The sequence below is a fragment of the Pseudomonas sp. BP01 genome, assembly GCF_022760795.1.
GTDB classification, from domain to species: Bacteria; Pseudomonadota; Gammaproteobacteria; order Pseudomonadales; family Pseudomonadaceae; genus Aquipseudomonas; species Aquipseudomonas putida_Q.
Genome location: NZ_JAFBKA010000041.1, coordinates 17,302 through 34,508, shown reverse-complemented (window position 1 = coordinate 34,508; position 17,207 = coordinate 17,302). Strand labels below are relative to the sequence as shown.

General features: G+C 63.3%; 19 protein-coding genes. 11 read left to right on the top strand and 8 right to left on the bottom strand.

Annotated elements, in window-relative coordinates:
* Positions 1-19: 19 nt before the first annotated feature.
* Positions 20-1,060: a patatin-like phospholipase family protein gene (locus JOY50_RS25890; protein ID WP_019470720.1), complete on the bottom strand. Its 1,041-nt coding sequence runs from the start codon at positions 1,058-1,060 to the stop codon at positions 20-22.
* A 178-nt stretch (positions 1,061-1,238) separates the two neighbouring features.
* Here JOY50_RS25890 and JOY50_RS25885 point away from each other — a divergent pair, with 178 nt between their 5' ends.
* The 3 genes from JOY50_RS25885 (at position 1,239) to JOY50_RS25875 (ending at position 3,185) form a co-directional block, all read left to right on the top strand.
* Positions 1,239-1,517 carry a lipoprotein gene (locus tag JOY50_RS25885; protein WP_003250254.1) on the top strand — a complete coding sequence of 93 codons (279 nt, stop codon included), beginning with the start codon at positions 1,239-1,241 and terminating at the stop codon, positions 1,515-1,517.
* A gap of 14 nt (positions 1,518-1,531) precedes the next feature.
* Complete coding sequence (locus tag JOY50_RS25880; RefSeq protein ID WP_132846002.1) at positions 1,532-2,299, top strand: CHAD domain-containing protein; 768 nt, start codon at positions 1,532-1,534, stop codon at positions 2,297-2,299.
* A gap of 88 nt (positions 2,300-2,387) precedes the next feature.
* Positions 2,388-3,185, top strand: a complete 798-nt coding sequence (locus JOY50_RS25875) for an acyl-CoA thioesterase II (RefSeq protein WP_243056058.1) — start codon at positions 2,388-2,390, stop codon at positions 3,183-3,185.
* Between the two features lie 161 nt (positions 3,186-3,346).
* On the opposite strand, the gene JOY50_RS25870 is transcribed toward JOY50_RS25875, so the two are convergent.
* The 3 genes from JOY50_RS25870 to JOY50_RS25860 form a co-directional block, all read right to left on the bottom strand.
* Complete coding sequence (locus JOY50_RS25870) at positions 3,347-3,715, bottom strand: Mpo1-like protein (protein ID WP_016500553.1); 369 nt, start codon at positions 3,713-3,715, stop codon at positions 3,347-3,349.
* Positions 3,716-3,790: 75 nt separating this feature from the next.
* Entirely contained in the window at positions 3,791-5,269 is a 1,479-nt protein-coding gene (locus JOY50_RS25865) for a methyl-accepting chemotaxis protein (RefSeq protein ID WP_132846007.1), read from the bottom strand.
* A 109-nt stretch (positions 5,270-5,378) separates the two neighbouring features.
* Positions 5,379-6,176 (bottom strand): TatD family hydrolase, encoded by a 798-nt coding sequence (locus tag JOY50_RS25860; protein WP_132846009.1) that lies wholly within the window; start codon positions 6,174-6,176, stop codon positions 5,379-5,381.
* A 156-nt stretch (positions 6,177-6,332) separates the two neighbouring features.
* Here JOY50_RS25860 and JOY50_RS25855 point away from each other — a divergent pair, with 156 nt between their 5' ends.
* From JOY50_RS25855 to greB, 4 genes are all read left to right on the top strand, one after another.
* Positions 6,333-7,739 (top strand): transglycosylase SLT domain-containing protein, encoded by a 1,407-nt coding sequence (locus JOY50_RS25855; RefSeq protein WP_132846012.1) that lies wholly within the window; start codon positions 6,333-6,335, stop codon positions 7,737-7,739.
* Positions 7,740-7,852: 113 nt separating this feature from the next.
* Positions 7,853-8,290: a DoxX family protein gene (locus JOY50_RS25850; protein ID WP_132846015.1), complete on the top strand. Its 438-nt coding sequence runs from the start codon at positions 7,853-7,855 to the stop codon at positions 8,288-8,290.
* Between the two features lie 248 nt (positions 8,291-8,538).
* A complete protein-coding gene (locus JOY50_RS25845) occupies positions 8,539-8,847 on the top strand; it encodes a hypothetical protein (RefSeq protein WP_132846017.1) in 309 nt (102 codons plus the stop codon).
* An 11-nt stretch (positions 8,848-8,858) separates the two neighbouring features.
* Positions 8,859-9,332 (top strand): transcription elongation factor GreB, encoded by a 474-nt coding sequence (greB, locus tag JOY50_RS25840; protein ID WP_016485896.1) that lies wholly within the window; start codon positions 8,859-8,861, stop codon positions 9,330-9,332.
* 126 nt (positions 9,333-9,458) lie between these two features.
* Here greB and JOY50_RS25835 read toward each other — a convergent pair whose 3' ends face one another.
* Both JOY50_RS25835 and JOY50_RS25830 read right to left on the bottom strand, forming a co-directional pair.
* Complete coding sequence (locus JOY50_RS25835) at positions 9,459-11,966, bottom strand: ABC transporter permease (RefSeq protein WP_138736882.1); 2,508 nt, start codon at positions 11,964-11,966, stop codon at positions 9,459-9,461.
* A complete protein-coding gene (locus tag JOY50_RS25830; RefSeq protein ID WP_019470712.1) occupies positions 11,966-12,649 on the bottom strand; it encodes an ABC transporter ATP-binding protein in 684 nt (227 codons plus the stop codon). Before JOY50_RS25830 ends, JOY50_RS25835 begins: the two co-directional genes overlap by 1 nt.
* Positions 12,650-12,659: 10 nt before the next feature.
* Between JOY50_RS25830 and JOY50_RS25825 the strand changes: the two genes are divergently transcribed.
* The 3 genes from JOY50_RS25825 to JOY50_RS25815 all read left to right on the top strand — a co-directional run bounded on the left by JOY50_RS25825 (position 12,660) and on the right by JOY50_RS25815 (position 14,705).
* Entirely contained in the window at positions 12,660-13,265 is a 606-nt protein-coding gene (locus JOY50_RS25825) for an arylesterase (RefSeq protein ID WP_026034378.1), read from the top strand.
* A gap of 58 nt (positions 13,266-13,323) precedes the next feature.
* Positions 13,324-13,614 (top strand): hypothetical protein, encoded by a 291-nt coding sequence (locus JOY50_RS25820; RefSeq protein ID WP_019470710.1) that lies wholly within the window; start codon positions 13,324-13,326, stop codon positions 13,612-13,614.
* A 113-nt stretch (positions 13,615-13,727) separates the two neighbouring features.
* Positions 13,728-14,705, top strand: a complete 978-nt coding sequence (locus JOY50_RS25815; protein ID WP_132846025.1) for a L,D-transpeptidase family protein — start codon at positions 13,728-13,730, stop codon at positions 14,703-14,705.
* A 132-nt stretch (positions 14,706-14,837) separates the two neighbouring features.
* Here the strand turns inward: JOY50_RS25815 and oprI are convergent, their stop codons facing one another.
* Positions 14,838-15,089 (bottom strand): outer membrane lipoprotei OprI, encoded by a 252-nt coding sequence (gene oprI, locus JOY50_RS25810; RefSeq protein WP_003259780.1) that lies wholly within the window; start codon positions 15,087-15,089, stop codon positions 14,838-14,840.
* 506 nt (positions 15,090-15,595) lie between these two features.
* On the opposite strand from oprI, the gene JOY50_RS25805 reads away from it, so the two are divergent.
* Positions 15,596-15,877 (top strand): GNAT family N-acetyltransferase, encoded by a 282-nt coding sequence (locus JOY50_RS25805; RefSeq protein ID WP_003250290.1) that lies wholly within the window; start codon positions 15,596-15,598, stop codon positions 15,875-15,877.
* Between the two features lie 134 nt (positions 15,878-16,011).
* On the opposite strand, the gene JOY50_RS25800 is transcribed toward JOY50_RS25805, so the two are convergent.
* Entirely contained in the window at positions 16,012-17,088 is a 1,077-nt protein-coding gene (locus JOY50_RS25800) for a 3-deoxy-7-phosphoheptulonate synthase (RefSeq protein ID WP_132846028.1), read from the bottom strand.
* Between the last annotated feature and the right edge of the window lie 119 nt (positions 17,089-17,207).

Genomic DNA, 17,207 nt, shown 5'->3' with positions numbered 1-17,207 from the left:
GGCAAACGCGGTCGTTGTGCTAGCGTTTCACCCCTTCATAGTTATCCAGCGTATCCCGCGCAATTTCCCGTCCCAGCGCAATCAGCTCGGGCGCCTTGTAGAACTCGAAGAACCGGCACACCCGCTTGGGCACGTTGATCAGCACATCCGGTGGATAGCCGGCGATCTTGTATTGCGCCAGCGAAGTCTGCATGACCTCGAAGCTCTGGTTGATCAAATCCAGCAGCGAAGCAGGCCCCACGTTGTCGATGATGAACGAGCCGGTCGCCGACTTTGGCGCGCCCTCGCGCTCCGGGGCGGCTGCCGGTTGCTGGCCTTCCGGGTCGGCGGTATCTGCCAGCCACGGGTTTGGCGGTGCCAGGCCTTCGGCGACTATTTCCTGTTCGATGCGCATCAGCTCTTCCGCCGGCTTGCGCCGGAACGGCAAGCGAGAGCCTAACGAACTCAGCAAGGAGTCAAAACGCATCTTGAACGCCGCAGGGCGCTCGATCACCGGCAACTGGTACTGTTTCTGGTTGGTGGCGTTGAGGTTGACCGCGATGATCAGGTCGCAGTGGCTGGACACCACAGGCACAATCGGCAGCGGGTTCAGGATACCCCCGTCGACCAGCATACGGTTGCCCTGCATCACGGGGGTGAACAAACTGGGGATGGCCGCCGAAGCGCGCATGGCCTGGTGCAGGCAGCCTTCCTGGAACCAGATTTCCTGTTGGTTGGTGAGGTCGGTCGCAACCGCTGTATAGGGGATGCGCAATTGCTCGATGTTGATCTCGCCGACGATCTTGCGGATTTGCCCGAACACCTTGTCGCCACGAATGGCGCCGAGGCGAAAGCTGACGTCGACCAGGCGCAGTACATCCAGATAGTCGAGGCTCTCGATCCAGTTGCGATAGTCGCTCAGCTTGCCGGCAGCATAGATGCCGCCAACCACTGCGCCCATTGAGCAGCCGGCAATGCAGGCAATGTCGTAGCCGCGCCGCTCGATTTCCTCGATCACACCGATGTGTGCATAACCCCGGGCTCCGCCCGAGCCCAGTACCAGTGCCACGCGTTTGCTCATGAATATTCCCCGTCCAGTGCAACCATGGTCCTACAATGCACCCATCACAGGCTGTGCTTCAATGTAGATCGCGCTGAGCTACTGTAATAAAACTGGCCAGGCACAGCCGGCCGGACAGGGCACTTTTCAGCTGCCGGGGCGTCGAACAGCCACTATTTTTTCCATTGAGGTATTACTGATGAAAGCCTGGATCTGCCTTCCACTGATTGCCTTGGCCCTTGCTGGCTGCGCGGGCAAGACGGCCTACCGTGACAGCTGCGCGACCCAGCTGGATGCCGCCTGGAAGGAATTGGACCTGGCCAAGGCCGAAGGCTTTGCCGGTGCTGTGAGTTACTCCAAGGCTTTGTCGCTGTTGACCGGGGCCAAGACCCAGCAGCAGTTCGAAGGCTACGAAAGCTGTACGCGTAAAGCCGAAAAGGCGCGCTTCTACATTCGTGAGTCGCGCGCTGGGCGCTGACCAAGGAGCGTTGTATGTCTGCCATGCTAGACCATGTCGTTGCCCAGATACTGGCCGTGCAGGTGCGCCTGCTGGCTTGCCGCGAACGCCTGGCCGCCAATACCGACAGCGAGGCCTTGCACGACCTGCGCATCAGCCTGCGGCGCCTGCGCAGCCTGCTGAGGCCCCTGCGCGGGCTGCCGGGTGTGGAGCAGTTGGAGGATGCCGCCCGCGCGTTGGGTACCCTGACCACGCCGCTGCGTGACCGCGAGGTGCTGGCAGCCGAGCTGATCGGTCGCGGCCATACCGCGGCCGGGCAGCGGCGCCTGGAAGGGCGTGGCCGGACCTTTGCCAGCGTCGCTGCCAGCCCGCAGTTGACCCGGGTGCTGGCAATTGTTGACGCGTTTCCGTTGTTCCTTCGGGCGGCAGGCCGCGAGGGTTTGGTCAGGTCGTTGGGCAGGCGCATCGACAAACGCCTGGTCAAACAGTGGCGCAAGTTGCACGAAGCCTTGCAGGACCCTGCTCACGACCGCCACCGCTTGCGCTTGCTGATCAAGCGTGCGCGCTATGGCGACGAAGCCTACCCGCAACTCAACCATGCCGGGAAGAAACTGCAGCGCCTGCTGAAAAAGGCACAGGCCGACCTGGGCGGCTGGCATGACCGCCTGCAGTGGTTGCTGCAGGCACGCGACCATGCTGACCTGGCCCCGTGCAAGGTCGCCTGGGAGCAGGAGCTGCACGAAGCCGAACGCAGGTCGGATGTGACGCTGGATGCCCTGCTGAAGGCGCTGGCGCACCGCTAGCCCGAAAATTGACCGATATGCGGGCTGATCGCCCAGGGTTTGCTGGCTACGATGGGCAGACCTTTTCGCTGCGGGCAGGAGCCAGCCAATGAACTTCAACCAACTGCTTGACGCCGTGCGGGCCAACCCGGATGCCGTCAGCATTCCGCCTAGCTGGGCCCAGGGCCGCGCTGCCTTTGGCGGGCTGATGGCAGCCATGGTTTATGAGGCCATGCGCCTGAAACTCTCCGACAGCCGCCCTGTGCGCTCGCTGGCCATCAGCTTCGTCGCGCCTGCGGCTGCAGATGTACCAATCCGTTTCGAGGTGGAGGTACTGCGTGAAGGCAAGGCGGTCAGCACCTTGCTGGGCCGCGCCGTCCAGGGTGGCCAGGTGGTGACCCTGGTGCAGGGCAATTTCGGGGCAGGCCGGCCTTCGGTGGTCGACGTGCCCGCGTCACCGGCGATGGAAATGCCAGCAGTCGACGAGGCTGCTCCCGAGTTACCGTATATCAAAGGCGTTACCCCGGAGTTCATGCGGCACGTGGCCTTGCGCTGGGCGGTGGGGGGGTTGCCGTTCAGTGGCAATCAGTCGCGCAGGATGGGCGGCTGGGTGCGCTTGCGGGATGTGGCTGAAGAGCAGGTCAATGAGTCGCACTTGCTGGCGCTGGTCGATGCCTGGCCACCTAGCCTGATGCCGTTTCTCAAGCAGCCCGCAGCGGGCAGCACCCTGACCTGGACCATCGAGTTCATCCAGCCCGCGGCGAAGCTGTCGACCCTGGACTGGTGCCGCTACTGCGTGGAGACCGAGCATGCGCGGGATGGTTATGGGCATGCTGCTGCGGCGTTGTGGACGGCTGAAGGCGAACTGCTGGCCCTGAGCCGACAGACCGTCACCGTGTTTGCCTAACCCTCAGCCACCTCAATTCCCTGTAGGAGCGGCCTTGTGTCGCGATAGGGCCGCAAAGCGGCCCCGGCAATCTCTGCTGCGAAGCTGCGACACAGGGGCTGCTGTGCAGCCCTTTCGCGACACGAGGCCGCTCCTACAAGAGATCGCGGATCATTATTAGATCAATGGCGGTGTTTGTGCCGCTCCCGCCAGGCCTTCCACCAGGCCCCGCTCAGCACAAAGCGCGGAAAGGTGATGAACTGCTCAGTCAGCAAACGCTGCACGGCATCCTGTCGATTGGCGAACGGCTCAGGTTGTTCGGCCTCCAGGCGATGACCATGGCGCTGCAAGCCAAGGCCGGCAATCAGGGCGATCACGCCAACGGCAATCTGGCCCAGGTCCAGGCCGAACAACCCGGACAGAATCAGCAGCGCGCCGAGGATGAACAGCGGCACGGCAATCAGGTGCAGCACCAGATTGGCCGGATGGCGGTGGTTATTGTGGTAGCCGCGCCATTGCCAGGCGGGCAGGTTGGGCAGGCGTTTGCTCATGAGCATTTCCTCTCGATCATGCTCAAAGCTTAGTGCGGCCCCTGGGTGGGGGCCAATCGAGGCTGGCTATGACGACTATAGCTTGAGCTGACCAATGACTCTGTTCAATTCGCCGGCCAGGGTCGCCAGTTCGCTACTGGTTGTTGCCGAACCCACCGTCTGCTGCACGGTCTGTTCGGTAACATCGCGGATGCTCACCACGGCGCGGTTCATTTCCTCGGCCACCTGGCTTTGCTGCTCGGCCGCCACGGCAATCTGGGTATTGCTCTCGCGCATCTGCGCCACTGCGCTGGTAATTTCGGCCAGCGCTTCGCCGGCCTCCTGGGCCTGGCGGACACAGTCGTCGGCTTTGTACGAGCTTTCCTGCATGAATTCCACAGCATCGCGGGTGCCCGATTGCAGCGCAGAGACCATGCTGGTGATTTCGTCGGTAGAGGTTTGCACGCGCTTGGCCAGGTTGCGCACCTCATCGGCCACCACGGCAAAGCCGCGGCCCAGGTCACCGGCGCGCGCCGCTTCGATGGCGGCGTTGAGCGCCAGCAGGTTGGTCTGCTCGGCGATGCTGTGGATCACACCGACCACGCCGTTGATCTTCTGGCTGTCTTCGGCCAGTTGGCGAATCATTTCGGCGGTATGCTGCACACCGCTGGAAAGCCCGGAAATCGAATCCTGCACCCGGCTGACCACCTCTTTGCCGCTGCCGGCCAAGGTGTCGGCGGTTTGTGACAGGTCACGGGTGGCACCGGCATGCTGGGCAATGTGGTGCACCGTCGCCGACATTTCGTTGATGGCGGTGGCGGCCTGGTCAGTCTCGCTCTGCTGGCCGAGCATGCCGTGGCGTACGTTGCTCATGCTGGCGGCCAGGCGTGCGGCGCCCGAGTCCAGTTGTGCAGCAGTGTGGGCGACGGTGCTGACCACGCGGTGGTAGGTGGCCTGCATGGCATTGAAGGCACCGGCCATCTGGCCGACCTCGTCGCCGCAAGCCAGCGGCACACGGGCCGCCAGGTCGCCGGTCTTTTCCACGTGCAGCATCACATCCTTCAACGTATTGAGCTGGCTGAGCAGAAAGCGGATCAGCAATTGCGAGGCGCCGAGCATGGCCAGCATCAGGATCAGCACGCATGCCGCGTAGTTGCTGAAGCGGTCGAAAAATACCTGACGCAGGCTTGGCGACTGGGCCAGCACGGCCACCTGCTGGTCGCCGTTGCGCAATACTTGCGCGCCGCGCAACGGGTTTTCGCCGAGGACCCAGGCGCTCGGCAGCTCGACCCAACCCTGGGCGTTGCGCAGGCTATCGAGCGTTTCACCGGCGAAAGCCGGCGTTTGCCCGACCGACCAAGTGATGACGTTGGCCGGGCGCGGCAACGCTTGCCCTGCAGGCCAGGCAGCCAGCAGCTGAGCTTGTGCTGCTGCCTGCGCCTGCGCGGCTTCGGCGCGGGCACGTTGCTCCAGGTGCACGGCGTAGAGCACCAGCAGCAGGGTCGTGACAAAGGCCACTGCGTTGACGGCCCAGAATTTGTACTTCAGGGAAACATTGCTAAGCCAGGCACCCATGGGCAGGTCTTCTCTGAGTTGAGCGGAAACAATTTTGGCAAGATGCCATCATTGTGCCTGCACCCGCTCAGCAGGATGTTGACCCATATCAACAGGCAGCCCGCAGGGGTCAAGGGAGCTGGAAGAACGCCCGCGCCGTCGCGGTGGTATGCGCCGCCGTGTGCTCGGCCGATTCGCCCCGATGCAGCGCCACTTCGCGCAACACTTCCGGCAGAAACGCCGGCTCGTTGCGCCCGTTCTTCGGCTTGGGCCGCAGGCTGCGTGGCAGCAGGTACGGGGCATCGCTCTCGAGCATCAGCCGCCCTTCGGCAATGTTGCCCACCAGCGGGTGCAGGTGGGTGCCACGGCGTTCGTCGCAGATCCAGCCAGTTATGCCGATGTGCAGGTCCATGTCCAGGTAGGCGAACAACGCCTCGCGCTCACCAGTAAAGCAGTGCACCACCGCGCCGGTCAGGTGGTCGCGGTAATGCTTGAGGATCGCCAACAAGCGCTCGCTGGCGTCTCGCTCGTGCAGGAACACTGGCAGGCGCAGCTCTGCGGCCAGCGCCAACTGGGCCTCCAGGGCTTGTTCCTGGAGTGGGCGAGGGGAGAAGTCACGGTTGAAATCCAGGCCGCATTCGCCCACGGCGCGCACGCGTGGTTCATTCAACAGCTGGCGCAGCTGGCGCTCGCTGCCGGCATCCCAGGACTTGGCGTCGTGGGGGTGCACGCCCGCAGTGGCAAACAGGTGCTGACCGCTTGCGTCCAGCTGCTGGCACAGCTCCAGCGCCTGTTCACTGACTGCCAGGCTGGTGCCTGTCAGCACCATTTGTGTCACCCCGGCCTCAACGGCGCGCTCGACGATTGCCGCCTGTTGGTCGTGGAAACTGCTGTTGGTCAGGTTGACGCCGATATCGATCAGTTGCATGGTGCTATCTCGTGCCGCGGGGCGGCCAGCATAGCAAAATCCGCGTTTTTTAAAAAAACCAAGAACTTCATGCTGTTGCCGTGGTCTTTTGCCGTCATTTCTCACTTGGCGGTTCATTCCATGGATGCCGTCCAACCACCACGGACACGTTTGCGCATGCTGCGATGCTGGCTTGTTTTTCTGCTGACGCTCGGGCTGACCCTTACTGGCCCGGCCCAGGCGCGCGTGCCGGGGCCGCAGCAGAACATACTGCCCGCCAAGGTGCGTGACCTGCAGCAAATTCGTACCAGCAAAGTGCTGCGGGTGCTGGTCAACCAGAGCCGCAACAGCTCCGGCGAGGTCAAGGGCGAGCCGGTCGGCATCGAGTATTATCGCCTGCGTGCCCTGGAGCACTACCTCAATGCCCGCACTGCAGACGACCAGCAGATCCAGCTAAAGCTCATCCCGCGGGCCAAGGAGCAGTTGCTGGGCGCTCTGGCCCGCGGCGAGGGTGACCTGGCTGCGCCCGGCGAGCTGCTCGACCCTGGCACGGTACGCGGCGTCAGCAGCACTGCGCCGATACTCGACCAGGTGCCGTTGACCCTGGTGGGGCGCAAAGGCGAACGAAGCTTCAGCAAAGTCGAACAGCTGTCCGGGCGTACCGTGGCCTTGACCAGTGCGAGTGCCGCCGGGCCGCTGATCCAGCAGGCCAACCAGCAACTGGCACTGCGCAAGCGGCCGCCGATCAAGGTGGAATGGGTCGACTCGACGCTGGCGGTGGAGGATGTGCTGGAGATGGTGCAGGCGGGGATCTATCACCTGACTGTGGTCGAGCAGCCAATTGCCCGGCGCTGGGCGCGGGTTATGCCGCGCCTTCGCCTGGACACCCGGGTGCACCTGGGCGCGCCGCAAGCCATGCGCTGGTATGTGGGGCGTGACGCGCCGCAATTGTTGGCCACGGTCGATCACTTCCTGCAAGGCTACCGCGCGCCAGGCAATCAGGATGCCGCGTTCGAGCGCATCTACCGGCGCCAGTACCGGGTGCACAACCCGTTGGCCAGCAAGGACCGCCAGCGCCTCGCCTCGGTGCGGGCAGTACTGCAGAAGCATGGCCAGGCGCAGCAGATCGACTGGCTCAACCTGGCCGCGCTGGCGTTCAAGGAGTCGACGCTCAACCCGGCTGCACGCGGTACGGGCGGTGCCCATGGCCTGATGCAGATTACCCCTTCGGCCGCCCAGCGCGTGGGGGTAAGCAACACCGCCACGGTGGATGGCAATGTACGGGCCAGCGCACGCTACCTGGCGCTGATCCGGCGCAAGTTCTTTGCCAGCGCCAAGATCAACGAGCGTGAGCGCATGGCCTTCACGCTGGCGGCCTACAACCTCGGCCCCGAGCGGGTCCAGGCCATGCGTGCCGAAGCCCGGCGGCGCGGCCTCAACGGCAACCAGTGGTTCTTCCAGACCGAACGCATCGCCATGGAGCAGGTGGGCATGGGGCCGGTCAACTTCGTCAACAGTGTCAACAAGTACTTTTTGGCGTTCAACCGCGAGCGGGCTGCGCTGGAGCGTATGACAAAGCGCTGACAAATCGATTTTATCGATTGTTATGTTGGGATATTTGCGATTTTCATATCTATCGAATTGATTATGATGGCGCCCATCCCAACACAACTTCTTCGCTTCAAGGACGCTTCGACATGAACAACACTACCCTCAACGCCCTGTTCTCCACCCGCGCCGGCGCCGGTCTCAGCGTTATCCGCATCCTGGTCGGGCTCATCTTCATGGCGCATGGCGCGCAAAAACTGTTCGGCCTGTTCGGCGGTTATGGCCTGGAAGGTACCGGCCAGTGGATGGAAAGCATCGGCCTGGCCCCGGGCTACCTGATGGCCCTGTTGTCCGGTAGCGCCGAATTCTTCGGCGGCCTGGCACTGGTGGTCGGCTTGCTGGCTCGCCCGGCGGCCCTGGCGCTGAGCGTAACGCTGGTGGTGGCGATCCTCTCCGTGCACATCGGCAACGGCCTGTTCATGTCAAACAATGGCTACGAGTTCGCCCTGGCGCTGCTGGCCGGCACGGTTGCCGTCATGATCGAAGGCGCTGGCCGCTTTTCGCTGGACCGCCTGATCGCCCGGTAATCAGCTACAAGTTGCAAGCTGCAAGCCGCAAGCAAGAGCGGGCCATTACTCGGCCTGCTTTTGCTTGCGGCTTGTAGCTTGCAACTTGTAGCTCCTCGCTCTAGCATACCGCCTGCGCCGATTTAAACAGCTACTTGCGGGGCGCAGGAAGGCCCCACCTCCGGGCCATCCGAAATACCGCTAAAGCGCTGGTTCGGTGACGCCTCCCACCGCTGCCCAGCGGGATTCGCGAGGCGGAGAGAAGCTCCATGAGTTGCCCACGTACCAGTGTCTGTTTAAGCCCTTTGCCTGTCAGCCAGGCGGCCCGCACACCGCGCATTCTGCTCGGCGGCCAGCATCAGCCCACCCTTTTGCGTCACCTCGAAGGCCTGTCCCGGCGCAAGGGCCTGGCGCGAGCCTTTCTGATCCAGTTTGCCGATATCGGCTGCCACCTGGCGGATTACGGCAACGACCGTTTTGACCTGGCCGTTATCCAGGCCCCGGCGCCGGACGAGGCCGCACAGGTCATTGGCCACCTCACCCGCATCGCGCGCCAAGGCCTGATCACCCGCCGTTGAGGAGTGCGCTGTTGAGTACCAACATCATCACCACGCAAGGCCATGAGGCGCTGAAGAAAGAGCTGGACCACCTGTGGCGCGTCTATCGCCCGGAGATCACCCAGAAGGTTGCCTGGGCGGCGTCACTGGGCGACCGCAGCGAGAATGCCGACTACCAGTACAACAAAAAGCTGTTGCGCGAAATCGACCGCCGGGTGCGTTACCTGCGCAAGCGTCTTGAAGATGTGAAGGTGGTGGCCTACTCGCCGCAACAGGAAGGCAAGGTGTTTTTCGGTGCCTGGGTCGAGGTCGAGAATGACGATGGCGAGACCATGAAGTTTCGCATTGTCGGCTATGACGAGATCTACGGGCGCAACGATTACATCTCGATCGACTCGCCCATGGCGCGCGCCTTGCTCAAGAAGGAGGAGGGCGATGAGGTGGTGGTGCACACGCCTACCGGTGAAGCGACCTGGTATGTGAACAGCATCAGTTACGGCCAATGAATTGATGTTGTCTGCACCGGCCCCTTCGCGGGCACGCCCGCTCCCACAGAAATATCACAGCATTTGAGCATTGTGCCGGACCTGTGGGAGCGGGCGTGCCCGCGAAGGGGCCGGGGCGGGTAACCCTCAACTGTCGCGCAACACCGCCAACGGGCTGGCATTCAACGCTCGCCGGGTCCCCAGCACCCCCGCACCGCCCACCAGCAGCGCCCCCGCCAGCGGCAGCGCCAGCAGCCACGGGTGCGGGCTCCACTGCAAGTCGAAGGCATAGCGGTACAGCACCAGGGTAATCAGCTCACAGCCCACTGCGGCCAACAATCCGCTGGCTGCCCCCAGCAAGCCGAACTCGATACGCCGTGCCTTGACCAGCAATGGTCGCGCCGCCCCTAGCGCACGCAACAAGGCACCCTGGCGAATGCGTTCGTCCAGCGTTGCCTGCAAGCCGGCGAACAGCACCGCCAGCCCGGCGGCCAGCACGAAGAGCAGCACATATTCCACCGCCAGGGTCACCTGGGCGAGGATGCTACGCAGCTGGTCGAGCAAGGCATCTACCTGCAGGATGGTCACCGCCGGGAATGCTCGCGACAGCGCCACCACATCCAGGTCGTGGCCCGGCGCCAGATAGAAGCTGGTCAGGTAGGTGGTCGGCAGCCCCTGCAGTGTGCCGGGCTGGAAGATCATGTAGAAGTTTGGCTGGAAGCTGTCCCAGTGCACGCTGCGCAGGCTGCTGACCCGTGCCTGGCGCTGCTGGCCGCCGATGTCGAAGGTCAGCAGGTCGCCCATTTTCAGTTTCAGGCTGCTGGCCAGCTCCGCCTCCACCGATACACCGGGGGTTTCGTCGCTGGCGGGCAAGGCTTGCCACCAGTTGCCTGCGGTCAGGGCATTGCCTTCGGGCAGCTCGGCAGCCCAGGTCAGGCTGAGGTCGCGCTGCACGGCGCGCTCACCTGCCGAGTCCTTGCTGACGATTTGCTGTACCGGTTGCTCGTTGATTTGCACCAGGCGCCCGGGCGTTACCGGGTACAAAGGCGCTGAAGTGGCGTTGACCTGATGCAGGCGTTGAGCGAACGGCTCGCGATCATCCGGCAGGATGTTCAGGGCGAAATGGTTGGGCGCATCCTTGGGTAACTGAGCTTGCCAGGTGTCGAGCAGTTCTGCGCGTAGCAGGGCGACCAACGCCATGGCTAGCAGGATCAGGCCAAAGGCCAAGGCCTGGCCCGCAGCGGCCGTGGGGTGGCGCAGCAACTGGCCAAGCCCCAGGCGCCAGGCCAGTGGTGCCCCGGCCAGCAGCCGGCGCAGGCTGCGCAAGCCGAGCAACAGCAGGCCGCCGAGCAGCAATGCAGCAACCAGGCCGCCACCGAGCAGGGCGAACGTGAGCAGCAGGTCGAGGCTCAGGCGCCACATGATCAGGCCCAGGGCAAACAGTGCGGCGCCGTACACCAACCAGCTGCTGGGTGGTATCGGCAACAGATCACGGCGCAGTACCCGCAGTGGCGGGACTTGGCCCAAGGCGGCAATCGGCGGCAGGGCGAAGCCAGCCAGTGCAACCAACCCGGTGCCGATGCCGGCGAGGGCCGGGACGATGCCGCCGGCCGGCACCACGCTTGGCAGCAGGCCATGCAGCAGGCGGAACAGGCCCAACTGTGCCAGCCAGCCGAGCAGGGCGCCGGCAAAGGCGGCGACCAGGCCGAGCATGGCCAGCTGCAGGCAATACAGGCCCAGTGCCTGGCGGCGTGAGAGGCCCAGGCAGCGCAGCAGCGCGCTGGCATCCAGGCGACGTGCGGCATAACGGCTGGCCGACAAGGCCACGGCGACCCCGGCTAGTAGCACTGCCACCAAGCTGGCCATGTTCAGGTAGCGTTCGGCCTTGCCCAGGGCACCACCGATCTGTTGGTTGCCGTCGCGTGTGTCGCGCAAGCGCTGGTTGGCGGCCAGGTCTTTTTCCAGGCCCTGGCGGTATTGGGCCAGTGCCGCTGCATCGCCGCGCCACAGGTCGCGGTAGGTGACCCGGCTGCCCGGCTGGATCACACCGGTGGCCTCCAGGTCGGCCAGGTTCATCATCACCCGCGGGGTAAGGCTGTAGAAGTTGTTGGCGCGATCCGGTTCGTAAGTAAGCACACGGCTCATGCGCAGGGTTTTCATGCCGACGTCGATGCTGTCGCCAATCGCCAGCCCCAGCGCCGCCAGCAGGCGCGGCTCGACCCAGGCCTCGCCAGGTACCGGGCCGCCGCCAGGTGTTTCCTCGGCATAGGGCGCCGCAGCGCTGCGTACTTGCCCGCGCAATGGGTAGGCGCCGTCGGCGGCCTTGACGCTGGACAACTGGATGCCGTTGTCGCCGCCCACCACACTGGTGAACTCGACCACCTGCGCATGGCGCAGGCCAAGTGCCGTGCCGCTATCGATCTGCTGCTGGCGGGCGGGGGCACTGCCCTGCAGCACCAGGTCGGCGCCCAGGAATTCGCTGGCGCGTAGTTGCATGGCGCCGTTAAGGCGTGCACCGAAGTAGCCGATGGCGGTGCTGGCTGCCACCGCCACCAGCAGGGCAAAGAACAGCACGCGCACTTCGCTGGCGCGAATGTCGCGCAGCAACTGGCGCAGGGCCAGGCCGCACAGACGGGACAACGGCATGTGCTTCATCAGGCCTCCACCGGCGCCACCAGGCGCCCCGCGTCCAGGCGGATCTGGCGGCGGCAGCGCCGGGCCAGGCGTTCGTCATGGGTGACCAACACCAGGGTGGTACCGCGCTCCTTGTTCAATTCAAACAGCAAGTCGCTGATGCGCTCACCCGTGTGGCTGTCGAGGTTGCCGGTGGGTTCGTCGGCAAACAACACCGCCGGCTGTGCGGCGAAAGCGCGGGCGATGGCTACCCGCTGCTGTTCGCCGCCCGACAGTTGGCGCGGGGTGTGGCTCAGACGCTTGCCGAGGCCGACCCGCTCCAGCAGGGTACGCGCCTGTTCGCGGGCATCGCGGCGGCCGTCCAGCTCCAGTGGCAGCATGACGTTTTCCAGCGCATTGAGGCTGTCGAGCAGCTGGAATGACTGGAACACGAAACCCACATGTTCGGCGCGTACCCGGGCGCGCTGGTCTTCATCCAGTGGCCCCAGGTCGTTGCCGGCGAGGATGACCTTGCCGGCGCTGGGCCGGTCGAGGCCGGCGAGCAGGCCGAGCAGGGTCGACTTGCCCGAGCCCGAGGCGCCGACGATGGCCAGGCTGTCGCCTTTGGCCAGTTCGAGGGAGAGAGCATGGAGGATGGTCAGGTCACCTTCCGCGCTGGGGACCACTTTGCTAAGGTTCTGCGCAACGAGTATGTTGGGGCCCATGGAGAATCCGATGCGAATGTGGTGGTTGAGTGCCGGTCTGGCCCTGTATTGCCTGGCCCAGAGCGCGGCGGCGGGAACACTGCTGGTTGTTGGCGATAGTATCAGCGCCGGTTTTGGCCTGGATACCCGCCAGGGATGGGTCACTCTGTTGCAGACCCGGCTCAAGGACGAAGGTTTCGACGACAAAGTGGTCAATGCGTCCATCAGCGGCGATACCAGCGCGGGTGGCCAGGCGCGGCTGCCGGCGCTGCTTGCAGCGCATAAACCGAACCTGGTGGTGCTGGAGTTGGGCGGCAACGATGGCCTGCGTGGCCAGCCACCCGCGCAATTGCAACAAAATCTTGCCTCGATGATCGAGAGTGCGCGCCAGGCGGGTGCCAAGGTGGTGTTGCTGGGCATGCGCCTGCCGCCCAATTACGGCGTGCGCTATACCACCGCTTTTGCCAAGGTGTATGAGCAGCTGGCTGTGGACAAGCAGGTGCCATTGGTGCCGTTTTTTCTCGAAGGGGTAGGTGGCGTGCCTGAATTGATGCAGGCCGACGGCATCCACCCGGCCCAGGGTGCCCAGCAGCGACTGCTGGAAAATGCCTGGCCGGCGATAAAACCCTTGCTATGACGCTTTAAACGGGCCGGGCTTTCGGCTAATGTTGCGCCCCCCGTTTCGAGTGCCCCCGATGCCGCGCCCTGCCTGGTCCCTGTATGCCTATCAACTGATCGAGCCCGACGAGCAGCTCGACCTGTTCGCCTGCCAGGAAATCCGCGTCCACCTGGTGGCCCGCCAGCTTGAGCTGGGCGTGCCGGTCGACCGTACCTTGTGCGGCGGCCTGCTGCCGGCGCAGCCGCGTTGGTCGGGGGTGCCGCGCAGTATTTACCGCGACAACCGCCTGTGTGACCTGTGCCGTGCCATCCTCGATGCCCAGCGGCGTGGCATGCGCCCGGTCTGGCCAGAGCTGCAAGCCAGCTGAACGGCACGCACCTTTCATCATCTGAAACGCTTGCATCGCGCCAATGCCTCCCGCTTGTATCGGTGCGGGTGTACAATCGATCCTCTTGACCCATCTTTCGAAGGATTTACCGGATGTTGCCGCGCTTTCCTGCCGTCACCCGTAGCCTGTCCCTGGCCGCCCTGCTGGTAGCGGGCCCCGCTACTGCGCTGGAGCTGCCACTGCCACCGCCCGGTGAAGACATCGTCGGCCAGGTGCACGTGATCAAGGCCAAGTACGAGGACACGTTCGCCGACATCGGCACCGCCAATGATCTTGGCTACCTGGAAATGATTGCCGCCAACCCGGGTGTCGACCCCTGGCTGCCGGGCGCCGGTACCGAGATTATCCTGCCGACCCGGTACGTGCTGCCGCCGGGCCCGCGCGAAGGCATCGTCATCAACCTGGCCGAGTACCGCCTGTACTACTTCCCGAAAGGGGAGAACGTGGTGCATACCTTCCCGCTGGGCATTGGTCGTGAGGGTTGGGGGTCGCCGATCGCCAACACCAAGATCACCGCCAAGACGCCGAACCCGACCTGGACGCCACCCGCTTCGATCCGCAAAGAGCACGCGGCAGACGGTGACATCCTGCCGGCAGTGGTGCCGGCTGGCCCGGACAACCCGCTGGGGCCGTTCAAGTTCACCTTGGGCGTGCCGGGCTACCTGATCCACGGTTCGAACAAGAAGTTCGGCATTGGCATGCGTACCAGCCACGGCTGCTTCCGTATGCTCAACAACAACGTGCTGGAACTGTCGAAGATGGTGCCGGTGGGCACTCCGGTGCGCATTATCAATGAGCCTTACAAGTTCGGTATCAGCGGCGGCAAGGTCTATCTGGAGGCGCACACACCGCTGGACGATCAAGGTAACCCTTCGGTGGTGGACAAACACACCGCAGTTATCAACGCTTTGCTCAAGCGTGAAGACCTGGCCAATAACCTGCGCATGAACTGGGACATGGTGCGTGACGTGGTGGCTGCAGAAGATGGCATGCCGGTAGAAATTGCCGTGCCGGTCGAGAACCCGGGTAGCGCGCCAATGGTGTCGAGCATTCCGCCCGAACTGCAGTAAGGTAATTGCGACACATCACGGCCCGCCTTAGTGCGGGCCTTTTCGTTACTGTCGGGCGTATTTACCTGGCTGGCAGGCAATAAAAAAGCCGACCCATAAGAGGGTCGGCTTTTTAACAATCCGTGAGGATTATTACTTGCGGCTGGCTTTGTCCAGCATACGCAGAGCGCGCTCGTTGGCTTCGTCAGCGGTCTGCTGAGCCTTCTGAGCAGCTGCCAGTGCGTCGTCAGCCTTACGGTAGGCTTCGTCAGCACGAGCTTGAGCGCGAGCTGCTGCGTCTTCAGTCGCAGTCAGACGAGCTTCGGTTTCTTTGGATACGCTGCTGCAACCGGTGGCCAGAACTGCGGCCAGAGCCAGAGCAGAGAATTTCAGAACGTTGTTCATCGTGTTCCCCTTCAAGGACTTTCTATTAAATAGCCATCTCTCAGGAAAGAGAAACTGGCCGGCGTACATAGTACCCATTACTTGTAGTAAGTAAACTGACTGAGCGCAAGAACCGCAAAAAAAATGTTGCTTGGCGCCGGGGCGACACGATTTGCCACGCGCGCGTGAAAAAAGCGAGCAGGGTACGCAAGCGATTGTAGTGCAGGAACTTTTTTGTTGAACTAACGGTGACTTTAACTGTCTTTCGACGTCTTAAGCCCTACAACATCCTCCGGCTGTTGGCGGTGCAGGGGAGAGTCGCTTTCTCGGCATTTTCGCCATTTTTAGCCACCGCCACCTTGAGCAATCCCATTTGCGGCGCCTACTATCTTGTGAGGCCAGAGGATCCGAACGATAACAATCGTCCAGAGGTCGAAGGGGCAACAGGTGGCGTAGAGGATTTTGCGCCGGATAAACCACCATCGGTTAAGGTATGGGTCTGCCGAGAAGACCTGCGAGGAGTAGTGATGAGCGAAGCGCTGACCATCCACCATGACCAGGCCGGTCATCAGTTCGAGACCAACGTGGACGGTCATCGTGCCTATCTGACGTACATGGATCTGGGCAAGCAGACGCTGGACATCTATCGCACCTTCGTGCCCAACGCCTTGCGGGGCCGCGGGATTGCTGCCGCATTGACCGAGCGGGCTCTGGAGTACGCTGAACAAATGGGCTACACCGTGATCCCGTCGTGCTCCTATGTGGAACGCTACATGGAGCGCCAGCAGCGGCACTCGAGCAAGGCCTGACGCCATCCGTAAAAAACGGGGGCCGCTTCGCGCCCCATCGCAACGCAAGGCCGCTCCTACAGGGATATGCGATTCCTGTAGGAGCGGCCTTGCGTTGCGATGGGGCGCGAGGCGGCCCGCTTTTTTTACATCAATCAGCCGCGCTTACGCTGCGGCAGCACATCCTTCAACTTGGCATGCATGCTGCGCAGGGTCTTCTCGGTCGCCGACCAGTCGATGCACGAGTCGGTAATCGAGACGCCGTACTGCAATTCGTTCAGGTCTTTCGGTATCGATTGGCAGCCCCAGTTCAGGTGGCTTTCCACCATCAGGCCGATAATAGACTGGTTGCCTTCCAGGATCTGGTTGGCAACGTTCTCCATCACCAGCGGTTGCAGGGCCGGGTCCTTGTTGGAGTTGGCGTGGCTGCAATCGACCATGATGTTGGCCTTGATCTTGGCTTTGGCCAGGTCCTGCTCGCACAGGGCGACGCTGACCGAGTCGTAGTTGGGCTTGCCGTTGCCGCCGCGCAGTACCACGTGGCCATACGGGTTGCCCTTGGTGGTGACGATCGACACGCCGCCTTCCTGGTTGATGCCGAGGAAGCGGTGTGGCTTGGACACCGACTGCAAGGCATTGATGGCAACGGTCAGGCCGCCGTCAGTGCCGTTCTTGAAGCCGACCGCCGAGGACAGGCCCGAGGCCATTTCACGGTGCGTCTGGGATTCGGTGGTACGGGCGCCGATGGCCGACCAGCTGATCAGGTCCTGCAGGTATTGCGGGGAAATCGGGTCCAGCGCTTCGGTAGCGGTAGGCAAGCCCATTTCGGCCAGGTCCAGCAGCAACTGACGGCCGATGTGCAGGCCATCCTGGATCTTGAACGAGTCATCCAGGTACGGGTCGTTGATCAGGCCCTTCCAGCCGACAGTGGTGCGCGGCTTTTCGAAATACACACGCATGACCAGGTACAGCGTATCGGACACTTCTTCGGCCAGCACCTTCAGGCGCTGGGCGTATTCGTGGGCGGCCTTGATGTCGTGGATGGAGCAAGGGCCGACCACGACGAACAGGCGATGGTCCGTGCCGTCGAGAATATTGCGCACCACTTCACGGCCGGCAGTCACGGTCTGCAGGGCCTTGGCGCTGAGGGGGATTTCCTTCTTGAGCTGATCGGGGGTGATCAGGGTCTCGTTGGAGGCAACGTTCAAGTCATCGATCGGTAAATCAGCCATCGTGTTACTCGTCAGGTCACGGGTGCCGGCCGCCAACTATCCCCGTGCGGCCCAGCAGCAAGAATAATCGCAGCGGGGAGCCGAACCTTAGCGCGTTACGGGTGGCGCGACAATGGGCG